Source organism: Sagittula stellata E-37 (assembly GCF_039724765.1).
GTDB classification, from domain to species: Bacteria; Pseudomonadota; Alphaproteobacteria; order Rhodobacterales; family Rhodobacteraceae; genus Sagittula; species Sagittula stellata.
Map to the genome: position 1 here is coordinate 216,869 of NZ_CP155729.1, position 14,785 is coordinate 231,653.

Annotated in this window: 13 protein-coding genes; 2 read left to right on the top strand and 11 right to left on the bottom strand. The window is 65.7% G+C overall.

The window, feature by feature from the left end; translation table 11 throughout:
• The first annotated feature begins 329 nt into the window (after nt 1-329).
• Entirely contained in the window at nt 330-752 is a 423-nt protein-coding gene (arfB, locus tag ABFK29_RS01095; protein ID WP_040604516.1) for an alternative ribosome rescue aminoacyl-tRNA hydrolase ArfB, read from the top strand.
• 101 nt (nt 753-853) lie between these two features.
• Here the strand turns inward: arfB and ABFK29_RS01100 are convergent, their stop codons facing one another.
• From ABFK29_RS01100 to argH, 5 genes are all read right to left on the bottom strand, one after another.
• A complete protein-coding gene (locus ABFK29_RS01100) occupies nt 854-3,412 on the bottom strand; it encodes a TIGR02302 family protein (protein WP_040604470.1) in 2,559 nt (852 codons plus the stop codon).
• 37 nt (nt 3,413-3,449) lie between these two features.
• The gene (lysA, locus tag ABFK29_RS01105) at nt 3,450-4,715 is read right to left on the bottom strand and encodes a diaminopimelate decarboxylase (RefSeq protein ID WP_040604517.1); all 1,266 of its coding nucleotides are present in this window, start codon (nt 4,713-4,715) and stop codon (nt 3,450-3,452) included.
• A gap of 209 nt (nt 4,716-4,924) precedes the next feature.
• Nucleotides 4,925-5,236: a DUF2834 domain-containing protein gene (locus ABFK29_RS01110; protein ID WP_005858362.1), complete on the bottom strand. Its 312-nt coding sequence runs from the start codon at nt 5,234-5,236 to the stop codon at nt 4,925-4,927.
• Nucleotides 5,236-5,388, bottom strand: coding sequence for a hypothetical protein (locus ABFK29_RS01115; RefSeq protein WP_005858363.1), 153 nt, complete (start codon nt 5,386-5,388; stop codon nt 5,236-5,238). Before ABFK29_RS01115 ends, ABFK29_RS01110 begins: the two co-directional genes overlap by 1 nt.
• Nucleotides 5,385-6,776 (bottom strand): argininosuccinate lyase, encoded by a 1,392-nt coding sequence (gene argH, locus ABFK29_RS01120; RefSeq protein ID WP_005858364.1) that lies wholly within the window; start codon nt 6,774-6,776, stop codon nt 5,385-5,387. Before argH ends, ABFK29_RS01115 begins: the two co-directional genes overlap by 4 nt.
• 21 nt (nt 6,777-6,797) lie before the next feature.
• Here argH and ABFK29_RS01125 point away from each other — a divergent pair, with 21 nt between their 5' ends.
• Nucleotides 6,798-7,358, top strand: coding sequence for a TlpA family protein disulfide reductase (locus ABFK29_RS01125; protein ID WP_005858365.1), 561 nt, complete (start codon nt 6,798-6,800; stop codon nt 7,356-7,358).
• Between the two features lie 262 nt (nt 7,359-7,620).
• Here ABFK29_RS01125 and ABFK29_RS01130 read toward each other — a convergent pair whose 3' ends face one another.
• The 6 genes from ABFK29_RS01130 to ABFK29_RS01155 form a co-directional block, all read right to left on the bottom strand.
• A complete protein-coding gene (locus ABFK29_RS01130; RefSeq protein ID WP_005858366.1) occupies nt 7,621-8,163 on the bottom strand; it encodes a hypothetical protein in 543 nt (180 codons plus the stop codon).
• A gap of 563 nt (nt 8,164-8,726) precedes the next feature.
• Complete coding sequence (locus tag ABFK29_RS01135; protein ID WP_005858367.1) at nt 8,727-9,374, bottom strand: extensin family protein; 648 nt, start codon at nt 9,372-9,374, stop codon at nt 8,727-8,729.
• Entirely contained in the window at nt 9,371-10,291 is a 921-nt protein-coding gene (locus ABFK29_RS01140; RefSeq protein WP_005858368.1) for a prephenate/arogenate dehydrogenase family protein, read from the bottom strand. The genes ABFK29_RS01135 and ABFK29_RS01140 overlap by 4 nt, the downstream gene beginning before the upstream one ends.
• Nucleotides 10,288-11,373 (bottom strand): histidinol-phosphate transaminase, encoded by a 1,086-nt coding sequence (hisC, locus tag ABFK29_RS01145; RefSeq protein ID WP_005858369.1) that lies wholly within the window; start codon nt 11,371-11,373, stop codon nt 10,288-10,290. Before hisC ends, ABFK29_RS01140 begins: the two co-directional genes overlap by 4 nt.
• Nucleotides 11,374-11,544: 171 nt before the next feature.
• Nucleotides 11,545-12,834, bottom strand: a complete 1,290-nt coding sequence (gene pncB, locus ABFK29_RS01150) for a nicotinate phosphoribosyltransferase (RefSeq protein ID WP_005858370.1) — start codon at nt 12,832-12,834, stop codon at nt 11,545-11,547.
• The gene (locus tag ABFK29_RS01155) at nt 12,771-14,732 is read right to left on the bottom strand and encodes a hybrid sensor histidine kinase/response regulator (protein WP_005858371.1); all 1,962 of its coding nucleotides are present in this window, start codon (nt 14,730-14,732) and stop codon (nt 12,771-12,773) included. Before ABFK29_RS01155 ends, pncB begins: the two co-directional genes overlap by 64 nt.
• Nucleotides 14,733-14,785: the final 53 nt, after the last annotated feature.

Consider the following 14,785-nt stretch of genomic DNA (forward strand, 5'->3'; position numbering starts at 1 on the left):
CACCAAAAATGCACCGCGATTGCAAAAAAGACTTTGTGGTGAGGATATCCCATGCCACCATCATCTTGCGTGAGGCGGACGAGCAGAGCCTGAACCGCACCACGCCTGAGCAAGCGTTTGAAACAGCTGAAAGGAGGTGATCCAGTGTCTAGAGAAGCATTGGAGAGAGGTGTCGGAACAGTTCGAGGAAAGGCAACCTAGGGCAATCCCTGGGGTAACTTTTCCCCGAGTTGGCAAAGCCTAACCGGCCCCGCCTCCGTAATTCTCGAAGGGTCGCCTTAACGCAGGCGGCCCTTTTAGATTGTCACCTCTGCCCTATGCTCCCTGCCATGCTGCGCATCACCGAACAGATCACCATCGAGGACTGGGAACTGACCGAACAGTTCATCCGCTCCTCCGGCCCCGGCGGCCAGAACGTCAACAAGGTCTCGACCGCCGTCGAATTGCGGTTCGAGGCCGACCGCTCGCCCAACCTCCCCGGCCCGGTGAAGGCGCGCCTGCGTCGTATCGCCGGCCGTCGCTGGACAAAGGAAGGCGCCGTCGTGCTGCAGGTGGACGAAACCCGCAGCCAGGCCCGCAACCGTGAAATCGCCCGCGACCGCCTGTCCGAGCTGATCCTCGAAGCGACGCGCAAGCCGAAACGCCGCATCCCGACGAAACCCACGCTGGGCAGCAAGAAGCGCCGCCTCGCCGCCAAGAAGCAACGCGGCGACGTGAAGGCCATGCGCGGCAAGGTCGATCCCGAAACCTGACGGCATCGCACCGGCGCGCGGCCTTTCGCCCGCGACACCCCGAGGAGACGGCCGAAGGCCGCCGACGAGACAGGCAGCGCGCACCGCTTGGTCGCAAAGGGTCAGAAGCGGTCCAGCAGCCGTTCGAGGTAGTCGCGCTCCACCTGCGGACGCTCTGTCTCGCCCGACCGCTTGCGCAACTCGCCCAGCAGTTCCTCGGCGCGGCGATACACGTCCTCGCCCTGCAACAGTCCCTCGTCGGTGCCGACCCGCCCCGTCGTGCCGGAGTTCCGCCCAAGCGGGTCCTGCTGTTCCTGCGGGTCGCCGCCCTCGGCAAAGCCCTGTTCGCCGGACCGCTGGTTCTGCTGTTCCGCCATGGCCTCGCCAAGGCTCCGCAAACCTTCGCGCAGCGCTTCCATCGCCTGACTCTGCTGGTCGATGGCCTCGCCCAACTCGCCCTCGCGCAGGGCGCGTTCCGCTCCGTCCATGGCACCTTCGGCCCGCTCCAGCGCGCGCCCGGCCTCTTCTCCCGCTTCCGAGCCCTGCCCCGGCAGGTTCGACCGCTGGCGGTTCAACTCGTCGCGCAGGGCGCGCTGCCGCTCCGCGAGGCCCTCTTCCAGCGATTGGCCTCCCTGACCGTTCTCACCCTGCTGCTGTCCCTGGCCCTGCCCTTGCTGCTGCCCGGGCTGACCCTGACCTTGTTGGCCTTGGCCCTGTTCACCCTGCTGCTGGCCTTGCTGACCCTGCTGGCCCTGGTTCAGCTCGCGGAATGCCTCGTCCGACAGTTCCTGCTGGTCGCGCAGCGTCTCCGACAGGCCCTCCATGGCCTGCTCGCCCGGCGATTGACCCTGCCCCTGGCCTTGGGTCATCTGCATGTTTTCCAGCATTTCCTGAAGCTGACGCATGGCTTCCTGCGCCTCGGCCATCCGGCCTTCCTCCATCAACTCCTGGATCCGGTCCATCATGCGCTGGATGTCGTCCTGCGTCATTTCCATCATCTGCGACGGATCCATGGGCTGCTGGTTCTGGTTCCCTTCGCGCGCCTGCTGCTGCGCCAATTGCCGCATGTAGTCGCGGGTCGCCTCCCGCAACTCCTGCATCAGCTCCGCGATCTCCTGGTCCGAGGCGCCGTTCTTCATCGCCTCTTCCAGCCGCTCCTGCGCCCGCTGCATGCGCTGCCGCGCATCCTCCAGGTCGCCTTCCTCCAGCTCGATCGCCAGATCCCAAAGCGCCTGCGTGATCTCTTCCTGCGCCTCGTCGGTCATGCCGGTCTTCGCCTGCGCCTCGATCCGGCTCAGGATCTGCTTCAGCTGTTCGGCCTGCTCCTGCTTGCGGAACAGATCGTCGGGGCGGTTCAGGACCGCCCGCAGGATCTGCGCCGTGTAACCTGCGTTCTCGCGGTTCCAAAGCAGCGCCTGCCGCTCCTCGATCAGCGCCGCCGCGACCGGGTCGAAGAAGCGCCGCCCCGGCAGGGTGATCGCCTCGGGCTCCGACAGGGCCGTCTGACCGCGCGCGTCCTCGACCTCCAGCTCCAGTTTCACCGGCAGGTTCGCCCACGGATGCAGCGAGAAGTTCGCCACCAGCGGTTCGGTAAAGGACGTCCGGTCGCCCGCCACCGGCATCGGCAGAGGCACTTCGATCTGTTCGCGCGCCTCCGGCTCGATCGCCCGGCCATAGCGCCGGTCGACTGCCGCCAGGTCCAGCACGATCCGCGCGCGCCCCATCATCACGCCATGATCGTCCTCGGCGGTGAAGGGGATCTGCGCCTCACCCTCGTAACTCACCTCGATGTCGCCGTCGCGCCGCACGGCTGGCCCGGCATCGGGGATCATCGCCACCTGCCATTCGCGCCCTCCGGGCCCGTCCAGCGCCACGCGCCCGGACATGGCGACCTCGAAATCCTGCGCCGTATCCTGCGCCTCCTCGTCGGTCAGGGTGCGGCCGGACACCGTCTCCTCGACCGTCAGGGACCCGACCTCGCCGTACATCCGCAGCGTGATCATCGCCCCCTCAGGTGCCTGGATCTCCGGGGCGGTGATGTCGTTGAGATAGACCGAGGGCAGGCGCGTGTACGCGGGCGGCTGCATCCAGCCCTCCCACGCCGGACCCTGCATCGCCGTGCCGTTGCCGATCCCCATGTTGGTGACCGACTGCACCCGGCCGAATGAGCCGAACAGCAAGGCCACCGACAGGAACAACAGCGCCACGTAGCGCAGGGCAAACGGGTCGGCCCGCGACACGCGCAAGTCGGGCTCCACCGCCCGCGCCTCCGCCAGCCGCGCCCGCATCCGCGCCTGGTGCGCACGCCAGACCGCCAGCGAGGCATCGTCGCCCGCCCCCACCGCCTGCCGGTCGAGCGAGGCCTGAATCGGATTGCCCTTCAGCGTCCGGTCCAGCCTGAGCAGCGCGGCCCCCTCGGACGGCCAGCGCATCCGGCGGATACCGAACACCAGCGCCGCAATGCCGCCAAGCGCCAGCGCCGCCCCGGCGGCCCAGACCCATTCCGTCGCAACCTCGTCCTGCAGGCCCAGCATCAGCAGGGCCAGCGCAACGAAGACAACGGACCACAGCGGCCAGAACGCACGGGTGATCGCCTCCGCCACCATCCCCAGTCGGGTCAGGCGCAAAGGCCAGCGGATCAGTCCTGTGACGGGGGTGTGTTGCGGTTCAGGTCGAGCCATAACGCGCCTCCAAAGGGTCGGCTGCGCGCAGGATAGCTCACAACCATTCAGGAACAGTATCGCGATTTATCATGTCGTCAAAGCTCGGCCGCGCGCGGATGACAGCGAATTGATCGTTCTTTGCCATGATTTCGGGCACCAGCGGGCGTGTGTTGTACTCGCTCGACATCACCGCCCCATAGGCCCCGGCAGAACGGAACGCCACGAGGTCTCCCGCGGCCAGCGGCGGCATCACCCGCCCCTTGGCAAAAGTGTCGCCCGTCTCGCAGACCGGGCCGACCACGTCGTAGGCCACCTGCTCGATCCCCGGCTCCGCCTCAGCAACGGGTACGATATCGTGATACGCGTCGTACATGGCAGGCCGGATCAGGTCGTTCATCGCCGCGTCGAGGATCAGGAAATCCCGCCCCTCGCCGTTCTTCACATAGATCACCCGGCTGACGAGAATGCCCGCGTTCCCGGCGATCAGCCGGCCCGGCTCGATCTCCACCTCGACCCCGAGATGCCCGACCGTGCGCTGAACCATCGCACCGTAGTCCGTGGGCAGGGGCGGCGCCTCGTTCGACCGCGCGTAGGGAATACCCAGCCCGCCGCCAAGATCCAGCCGCTCGATGGCATGCCCCTCGGCGCGCAGCACCTCCGTCAGTTCCGCAACCTTGCGATAGGCCATCTCGAAGGGTTCGAGCTGCGTCAGCTGCGACCCGATATGCACGTCGATGCCGACCACCTTCAGCCCCGGCAGCGCCGCCGCCTCGGCATAGACCTCCCTCGCCCGGGCAATGGGAATGCCGAACTTGTTCTCGCTCTTGCCGGTGGCGATCTTGGCATGGGTTTTCGCATCGACGTCAGGGTTCACCCGCACCGCGATCGGAGCGACCACGCCCATCGACGTCGCAACCTCCGAAATCACCTGCATCTCGGGCTCGCTCTCGACGTTGAACTGACGGATGCCGCCGTCCAGCGCCGCGCGGATCTCCGACCGCGTCTTGCCCACGCCGGAAAACACGATCCGCGCGCCCGGCACACCGGCGGCCTTCGCCCGCGCGTATTCCCCGCCCGACACCACGTCCATGCCCGCCCCTTCGGCAGCCAGCGCCGTCAGGATCGCCTGGTTGGACGCCGCCTTCACGGCGTAACACACCATGTGCGGACCCCAGGCCAGCGCCTCGTCGAACAGCCGGAAGTGCCGCACCAAAGTGGCATGCGAATACAGGTAGAACGGCGTCTCGACCGCCCGCGCGATCTCCGCCACGGACACGTCCTCGGCAAACAACTGACCGTCACGATACAGGAAATGATCCAAGGCGCCGCCCTCCATGCAAACGGGGCCGCTTTAGCGCAGCCCGCGACAAGGAACCAGCCCCCTCGTGCCGCGGGCGCACGGCCCCGGCCCGCCTGCGCACCCCGCCCGCTTCATCTTGGCCCAAATACCTCCGCCGGAGGCCACCCGAGGAGAAGGCCGCAGGCCGCCGACGAGACAACGGGCGCGCGCGCCAGCGCGCACATTGCCCCTCAGACCACGGGCCGCGACCGGAACCACAGGTACAGGGGAAAGCCGCAGCTCACACCGATCAGGAAGGTCGCCGGGATGGCAAGCAGCGCCTCCCAGTTGCGCCGTACCGAGACTTCCGCCAGCACCCAGACCGTCAGCACCACCGCCGAAATCGTCAGGTCCCAGGTCAGGGCCGTGGTCGATGCGTTCACGAACCACGCGTCGATCATCAGCCCCACGTCCCAGCCGTTGGCGGAAAGGAAACTGACGAACCAGTACATCGGATGCACCGCACCCCAGACGGCCAGCAGAAGCCAGAGCACACGCAGCATCAGCCGGCGATCCCCATCTCGACCTTGCCGTTGACCTGGAACCGCAGCCCCGGACCCGCCGGCTCATCCTTTTCCGGCGGAATCGGATCGCCATCGGCGCCACATCCCGCAAGCGCCACCAGCGCCACCACCAGCATCACCCGAACCTTCATGCCAGACGCTCCTTCCAAGCCGCCACCTGTGCACGCACCTGCTCCGGCGCGGTCCCGCCAAAGCTCATCCGCGACCGGACCGAATTGTGCACGCCCAGCACATCGTACACCGATGCGTCGATCCTGCCATGCACCGCCTGCATCTCCTCCAGCGACAGGTCCGGCAGATCGCAGCCCCGCGCCTCGGCCTGCGCCACAAGCGTGCCTGTGACGTGATGCGCCTCGCGGAACGGCAACCCGGTCTCGCGCACCAGCCAGTCGGCAAGATCCGTCGCCGTGGAAAACCCCGAGGACGCCGCCGCCTCAAGCGCCGGCACGTTCGCGCTCATGTCGCGGACCATCCCCTCCATCGCCGCCAAAGCCAGCATCCAGTTGTCGGCCGCGTCGAAGACCTGCTCCTTGTCCTCCTGCATGTCCTTGGAATAGGCCAGCGGCAGCCCCTTCATCACCATCATCAAAGCCACGTTCGCCCCGAAGATCCGCCCGATCTTCGCACGGATCAGCTCGGCGGCATCGGGGTTCTTCTTCTGCGGCATGATCGACGACCCGGTCGAGAACCGGTCCGACAATGTCACGAACCGGAACTGCGCCGACGACCAGATCACCAGCTCCTCGGCAAAGCGCGACAGGTGCATGGCCGAGATCGACGCCACCGAGAGAAACTCCAGCGCAAAATCCCGCGCGCTCACCGCATCCAGCGAATTGGCCATCGGACGGTCGAAGCCCAGCGCCTCCGCCGTCGCGTGCCGGTCGATGGGGAAGCCGGTTCCCGCCAGCGCCGCCGCGCCCAGGGGCGACTCGTTCATCCGCGCCCGCGCATCGCGGACACGGCTCAGATCCCGCCCGAACATTTCCACGTAGGCCATCATGTGATGGCCCCATGTCACCGGCTGCGCCGTCTGCAGGTGGGTGAATCCCGGCATGACCCAGTCGGCCCCGGCCTCCGCCTGCCCCAGCAGCGCCTTCATCAACGCCAGCAAACCGCTCTCCGCCGCATCGAGCTGGTCGCGCACCCACAACCGGAAATCCACCGCCACCTGGTCGTTGCGCGACCGCGCGGTGTGCAACCGTCCGGCGGGTTCGCCGACGATCTCCTTCAACCGCGCTTCCACGTTCATGTGGATGTCCTCCAGCGCGGTGGAAAAAACGAAACGCCCGGACTCGATCTCTGACAAAACCGTGAGCAATCCTTCCCGGATCGCCTCGGCATCGCTATCACTTATGATGCCCTGCGCGGCCAACATGGCGGCATGGGCCCTCGAACCGGCGACATCCTGCGCCGCAAGCCGCTGGTCGAATCCGATGGAGGCGTTGATCGCCTCCATGATGGCATCCGGCCCGGCGGCAAAGCGGCCGCCCCACATCTGGTTCGAGGTCTTGTCCGACATGACATGCCTTTCGGAGGATCTATGAAACGTTTCGCTCTCGCGGCTCTCTATACCGCCCTCACGGCGCTGGCAAATCCGTCGCTGGCCGACGTCGACGCCGCAAAGGCCGCCGCCAGCGGAGACATGAAGAAGATGGTCTTCCACGACAGCCCGAAGGACGCCGGCACCGTCGACTTCATGACCTTCGACGAAGCGCCGCTGAATCTCGCCGACTGGCAGGGCAAATGGGTTCTGGTGAACTTCTGGGCCACCTGGTGCGCCCCCTGCCGGCACGAGATGCCGATGCTGAGCCAACTCCAGTCGGACCTCGGCGGCGAGAATTTCGAGGTCGTGACCATCGCCACCTCGCGCAATCCCCCCGCCAAGATCGAAGGCTTCTTCGAAGAGATCGGCGTCACCAACCTGCCCCTCCACCGCGATCCGCAGTCCATGCTGGCCCGCCAGATGGGCGTGCTCGGGCTGCCGGTCACGGTTGTCCTCGATCCCGAAGGCCGGGAGGTCGCCCGCCTGACCGGCGACGCCGACTGGTCCGGACAGGACGCTAAGGCGCTCCTCGCGGCCCTGATGGGTGGCGAGGGCTGAGCGGGGCCAGGAAACCGCCGGTGCGCGCCCCGCGTGATCCACGCCGGGGGACCGGCGCGGCGCCATGCCTTCATCTTGGTCCAAATACCTGAAAACCGCCGCTGCCCGACAGGGCAGGGGCTGATCCTGCCGCGCGCCAGCGCGTCCTTGGGATCGCCCGAAACGCCCACTCGGCTCCGGGACTGGAAAGCCCCGCCCGACAATCCGGGCGGGGCGCAGGTTTTGCAAAAGAGAGAGAGAGAGAGAGAGAGAAAACGCCGGTCTATTTCAGCGCGACCAGCACGCGTTTGGTACGCAACTTGCGCTCTTCGTTGGGCGCGTCGGCGGTCCAGCCACCCTTTGCGGCGCCGTTGCCGTCCAGGGTCAGCACACCTTCCGCAATCAGCCCGTCCAGCCCGAACTCCTGGTAGCGCAGCCCGCCTCGGGTGGCGCGGGTCACACGGGTGCGCGGTTCCGCAAAGCCATCGGGATGGATCACGGTAAAGCGGCAGGTGCCTTCCGTGCGGTTGCAACGGTTCGGGACAAAGCGGGTCACGGCCCCGTCGAAGGCCACGGTCTCCACCACATCGCCGCGCGCTGTCGTCTTGTAACGGCCGACAAACTCCGCCGAAGCACCGCGACCGTCATAGACATCGAAGACGTGGAGGTTGCCATCGGTGCCGCGCGAGACGTGGGTCGTCGCGCCGCTACGGTCCTTCATCACCATAACCGATCCCGGACCGAACCGGTCGACCTTCCAGCCAATGTCCGCATGCGCAGGGTTTGCCATGAAAAACAGGGCAAGGGCGATCGTCAGTGCGCGCATGTGATGCAGCTCCGTGGTCAGTCGGCCCCCACCGACAAAACCAAAGCTGGGCGAAATCGGGGCAATCCGCAACCGTCAAATGTCATATTTGACCGTTTGAAAACATATTTGAAACAATACCCTATGCGTTGGGATCACCGTCCCCCATGTGACTTCAATCAACCCGTTGAGGGGGCGAGATGACCCCAGGGAAGTCGGATTGGTTGCGCGAACAACCTGTTATGGTTGTGCGCACAAGGGTTGCGTCCAGGCCGGGTTCGATTCGCGTCCGTGAAATAAGGCAGAATGTGGCAGGACCGCCTCATTCCCCCGACCCATCGCCGCGTTAACCGATATGGCCGCAACGTCATGCATTTTCGCCAACCAACAACCGCAAAGGTGTTAACAACCGGCCGGGAATCGGGGTCAAACCGGCCGGTTCGCACATTAACGCCTGCGTCTGAGGTCTGAAGATCGGTTAACCTTCCCGTCGAACCACCCCGCCGGCGACCCGATATGGTCAGCGTCCGCGCAGCCAACCACAAGGTGCGGAGCGTTAACCCGGCATTCCGGTCAGCAACGGTTTACTTGCAATAAGGTCCGCCGCGGTAATCGGCGACGTCGAAATGGAAGTGATCCTTGTGGAAACGGTCCGACCTCGGGCCCAGCACCGTACCGAACGGACCGCAGGCCGCAGAGTGCATCTGCTCCAGCATGGCGCCGTCCTTGCCGTGGCCCCAGTGATGCAGCACGGAAATCTCCGTCCCGTCCCGCAGACGCACCGCCGCGATGTCGATGGCGTTGCCCTTGGAATGCTCCGACAGCTTCGCACCACGCTGGTGATTGCGCGTCCGGCAGGCGTATGACGCCGCGACCTTCAGTTCGGCGACCCCGCCACCGCGCTTGCCCACGGCCTTGCGCGCGCCCGAGTTCATCCATGTCTTCAAGGCCTTGGCGGTCGAGCATTGGATCGTCGCGGGCGTGCTCAGCGCAACGCCGTCGACACCGCGCAACAGGATCGCGTTGTCGATCCCGCAGGCACCATTGCCTTTGACCGCGCCGATCTTCTCGCCAATCAGGGCCGGGTCGCCACAGACAGTGTCGCCTTCGATCCCCATCGCGGCAAAGGCTGCCCGCGCCGCGGTCGCCGCCTTGTCCAGCCCGCGATCGACCCGGCCACCGCCGCATCCGGCGAGCCCGAGAAGAACGAACAGAACTAAGATGCCCTTCAACGTTTAACCTCGATCCGGCCAAAGTCAGGCTTATCAGTATCCTGACCCGCCTGCAGAATGCCACGCCGTATGGCCCGGGTGCGGGTGAAATAGGCATGAAGCTGCTCACCGTCGCCGGTCCGGATCGCTCGCTGCAACGCAAAGAGCTCTTCGGTAAAGCGCCCGAGGATCTCCAGCGTCGCACCCTTGTTGGTCAGGAAAACATCGCGCCACATGGTCGGGTCCGAGGCGGCGATCCGCGTGAAATCCCGGAAACCGGCGGCAGAGAACTTGATGACTTCCTGGTCCGAGACGCGGCTCAGATCGTCGGCCACACCGACCATCGTGTAGGCGATCAGGTGCGGGATATGACTGACCACCGCGCAGACGAGATCGTGATGTTCGGGGTCCATGCGTTCGGTGTTTGCGCCAAGCGCCTGCCAGTACCGTTCCAGCCGGGCGACCGCGTCTTCGGGCGCGTTTTCCACCGGTACGATCAGGCACCACCGATTGTCAAACAGGCTGGCAAAGCCCGCGTCCGGACCGGAATGCTCCGTCCCGGCCATCGGGTGAGCGGGAACAAAGTGAACGGTCTCAGGCAGATAAGGAGAGACCTCCTCGATCACGGTCCGTTTTACAGACCCCACGTCCGTCACGGTCGCGCCGGGTTTCAGATGGGGTGCGATGGTTTCTGCCACACGCCCCATCACACCCACCGGCGTCGCCAGCACGACAAGGTCGGCATCGGCAACGGCGTCTTCTGCGCTGTCGCAGATGACATCGCAGAACCCCAGTCGCCGCGCCGTTTCGCGTGTTTCGGCGGACCTGGCATAGCCCCGGATCTCGGTCGCCATCCCGGCGCGTTTCATCGCCCAAGCCATCGAACTTGCGATCAGCCCCAGGCCGATCAGGGCGACCTTGCCGTAGTGCTCGCTCATCGCGCGCCAGCCTTGAACTGACCGATGCAGAAAGCCACGCGCCGCACAGAGGGTTCGTCACCGACAGTGATCCGCAGGCAGTTCGGCAGCTTGTAGCCCCCCACTTTGCGCACGATCAGCCCCTGCGACTGCAGGTAAAGATCGCAGGCGTCGGCCTCCTCCTTGTCGGCGAAACGTGCCAGCACGAAGTTCGCGGTCGAGGTGTCGGACGGCACGCCATGTTCCGCCAGCGCCTCGGACAGGATCATCCGCAGGCGGGTGTTGTCATTGCGGCACTTCTCGGCCCAGGTCGTGTCGCGCACGGCGGCCTCGGCGGCGGCCAGCGCGGTGTTCGACAGGTTGAACGGCCCGCGCACGCGGTTCAGCACGTCGATCACGGCCTTGGGCGCGTAGCCCCAGCCGACCCGCATTCCGCCCAATCCATAGAGCTTCGAGAAGGTCCGCGTCATCACCACGTTCTCGCGCTGCTCCACCAGACGCGCGCCGCCGTCATAGCCTTCGACGTAATCGGCATAGGCGCCGTCGAGCACCAGCAGACACTGATCGGGCAGGCCCTCGGCCAGCCGTTCGATCTCGGCCAGGCCGATCATCGTGCCGGTCGGGTTGTTCGGATTGGCGATGAACACCAGACGTGTGCGTTCGGAGCAACCGTCGAGGATGGCGTCCACATCGGTCACGCGGTCGCGTTCGGGCACCTCCACCGGGCTCGCCCCTGCGGCCAGCGCGCTGATGCGGTACATGCCAAAGCCGTGCACGGTGTGCAGCACCTCCGTCCCCGGCCCGGCGTAGGCCTGGCACAGGAAGTGGATGATCTCGTCGGAGCCTACGCCACAAATGACTCGTTCCGGATCGACGCCGTGCACTTCGCCGATCGCGGACCGCAGCGAGGCATGGTCGGTCGACGGGTAGCGATGCAGCTCGTGCACGGATCGGACCACAGCGTCCTGAACCGCCGGGCTCGGGCCGAAGGGATTCTCGTTGGAACTCAGTTTGACGACGTTGGTGATGCCGTCCACCTTCGCCTTGCCGCCTTCGTACAGCGCAATGTCCATGATACCGGGCTGCGGATCTATCGTTGCCATGGTGCTCTCCTTCGCCGCGGCAGCCTTACCCGCGTCGACCGGTCAAGAAAAGTGTTTGTTCAGCAAGGCAGACCGGCGTGGCATGTGCGCAAGCGTCGGGTTCCGCGCCGCCAGATGGGACGGTGGGCGGGGCGCCTTTGCCGACAGGCAAACAGCGCCGGCCCCGTCCGGTCACACCACGACGTCCATGGCCTCCTGCCGGCCCACGTCGAACACGCGCTTGTAGCGGGCGATCTCCTCCGCCGGGCCCATCGCCTTCTTCGGGTTGTCCGACAGCTTCACCGTCGGATTGCCGTCCGCCGACACCGCTTTGCAGACAAGGCTGAACGGTGCCAGCCGATCTCCGGGCGCCAGCCCGCGGAAGTCGTTGGTCAACAGCGTGCCCCAGCCGAAGGACACGCGCACACGGCCGTTGAACTGGCGGTACAGATCGATGATCCGGTCCTCATCCAGCCCATCGGAGAAGATCACCAGCTTGTCCCGCGGGTCCTCGCCCCGGTCCTTCCACCAGCGGATCGCCACCTCGGCCCCTGTCGCCGGATCGCCGCTGTCGATGCGGATGCCGGTCCAGCCCGCCAGCCAATCCGGCGCGCGCTTGAGGAACCCCTCCGTGCCGTATGTGTCGGGCAGGATGATCCGCAGGTTGCCGTCGTGCTCCTCGTGCCAGTCCGCGAGGACATCGTAGGGGGCCTGTGCCAGTTCCGCGTCGTTCTTCGCCAGCGCCGCGTAGACCATCGGCAGCTCATGGGCGTTCGTGCCGATCGCCTCCAGGTCGCGGTTCTTGGCGATCAGGCAGTTGGACGTGCCGGTGAAGTTCGGACCAAGGCCCTCAAGCATCGCCTGCACGCACCAGTCCTGCCACAAAAAGCTGTGCCGCCGCCGCGTGCCGAAATCGGCAATGCGGATGCCGGGCACTTCGCGCAGACGTTCGACCTTTTGCCAGAGCTTCGTCATCGCCCGGGCATAGAGAACCTGCAGCTCGAACCGGCCCATGTCGTGCAGCACCGCACGACCGCGCAGTTCCATCAGTACGGCCAGCGCCGGGATCTCCCACAGCATGACCTCGGGCCAGCGGCCTTCGAAGGTCAGCTCGTACTGATCGCCCACCCGTTCGAGATGGTAGGGCGGCAGTTTCAGGTTTTCGAACCACTCCATGAAGTCGGAGCGGAACATCTGGCGCTTGCCGTAAAAGGTGTTGCCACGCAGCCAGGTGCTTTCGCCGCGCGTCAGCGACAGCGACCGGATATGGTCGAGCTGTTCGCGCAGTTCCCCTTCGTCGATCAGCCGGGCAAGCGGTACGTCCTTCGTCCGGTTGATCAGGCTGAAGGTGACGTTGGTGTCCGGCCGGTTGCGAAAGACCGACTGGCACATCAGAAGCTTGTAGAAGTCCGTGTCGATCAGCGACCTGACGATCGGATCGATTTTCCACTTGTGGTTCCAGACTCTTGTGGCGATGTCCACGCTTCCGACCCTCCCGGTTCACCCTGCCGTGATATGGCATCGTCGCCGGGTTGTGAACGGGGTTTCTCCTGGCGGGCCGCATCGGCCAGTGCAGCGATCAGCACCGACTTGCGGATCGGTTTCGTCAGGAAGTCGTTCATGCCCGCCGCCTCGCAGTCCGCCCTGTCCGAGGCAAAGGCGTTCGCGGTCAGGGCAAAGATCTGCGGTTGCGGCATGTCGAGGCCGCGGATCTGACGGCTGGCTTCCAGACCGTCGAGTTCCGGCATGGCCATGTCCATCAGGATCACGTCGGGATGTACGCGGCGCGCGATATCGACAGCCTCTCGACCGTTCTTGGCCTCGTGCAATGTCACCGGCTGCTTCTTGAGGAACTGTTCCACCAGCATCCGGTTGGTTTCGTTGTCGTCGGCCAGAAGCACGACCAGCGGACGCGTGATGCCCTGCGGGACGGATTGCAGACCGGCCGCGACCGAGGGGGTTTCCGCGGCGGCCCTGTCAAGGTGCACCGTCAGTTCGAATGAGGCGCCGACGCCACGCTGAGCCGGCACCAGCCGCAGGTCGCCCCCCAGCCGTTGCGCCAGCGCTCTGCTGATCGGCAGGCCAAGCCCCGTGCCGCCATACCGCCGCGTGGTCGCCGCGTCCGCCTGCTGGAAGACCTCAAAGATCGCTTCCGCCCGATTGGGCGGCACCCCGATCCCGGTATCGCTGACCAGGACGACAAGCCGCCAGCCGTCGCCTTCCGGTTCCGCCCGCGCCGTGACCCGGATCTCGCCCGCGGCGGTGAACTTGATGGCATTGCCGATCAGGTTCACGAGGATCTGACGCAACCGACCCTCGTCGGCGCTGGCCCGCAGCGGCAAGGAGCCGTCATCCGCCAGGACGATGGGCAGCCCCTTTTCCGATGCGAGCGGCGTAAGCAGGCGCGCCGCGGCTGCGATGCTCTCGGATGGCGCGAAGGGGAGCGACTCGAAACTCATCTGGTCCGCGTCGAGCCGCGAGAAATCGAGCACGTCGTTGATCACCTGGAGCAGTGACGTGGACGCACCGCGAATGGTGCGCACGTACTCGGCGCTTTTCGCATCCAGGTCATTGGCGGCCAGAAGGTCGCTCATCCCGATCACGGCGTTCAGGGGCGTGCGGATCTCGTGGCTCATGGTGGCCAGAAAGGCGCTTTTCGCCTGTGCCGCCTGTTCCGCCTGCCGCTGTGCGGCCAAAAGCTCGGCGTTGGTCGCGTCCTGTCGCGCGGCGCTTTCCATCAGCATGTACTCGTTGCTCAGCCGCCGGCGCCAACTGCGCACCGAGAAGGACACGAAGGCGAAGGTCAGGTAGAACAGCATGATCACCTCGAGCAGGTGAATGAACTGGCGCAGCCCAAAGGCGCCCGCGGTCAGCGTGTCCGTAACCAAATAGATCGGGATGCAAAGCGACAGCACCCCCATCTTCGCCCAGCTTGCCAGCGGGTGGTGCGTCATCACGTACCCGGCGTTCACCGCGGCGGCCATGAGGAAGCACAGCGCGATCAGAGCCGCCTCGTCCGTCGGCGCATAGGCCAGAAGCACCAGCACGCAGGAGGCGATGGTGGCCGACTGCACCCCGGCCGAAAAGGCCGTCAGGCGCTTTTCACGCCAGACGGGTTTGCCGGCCTCCAACCGGGACGGCGTCCGGCGCAGGACCAGTGTGTCCAGCGTCTCGCCTGCGATGGTGATGAAGAAACAGTACAGCGCGGCGAGCGGCGAAACGATGTACCAGACCGCCACAGTCCCGACCACGGTGGGCACCTGCCGCAGCAAGAACTGCCTGACCCGCGCCCGGGCGTAACGCGTCAGAAGCGATGCCTCACCGTAACGCGCTTCGAACTTGGCCCTGGCGGCTATGGCGACTTTCTCGGCCTCTGGCATTTCGTGATCTCACTTTCGCGGCGAAACTATTTCGAAGAACTTAACAATGTGCC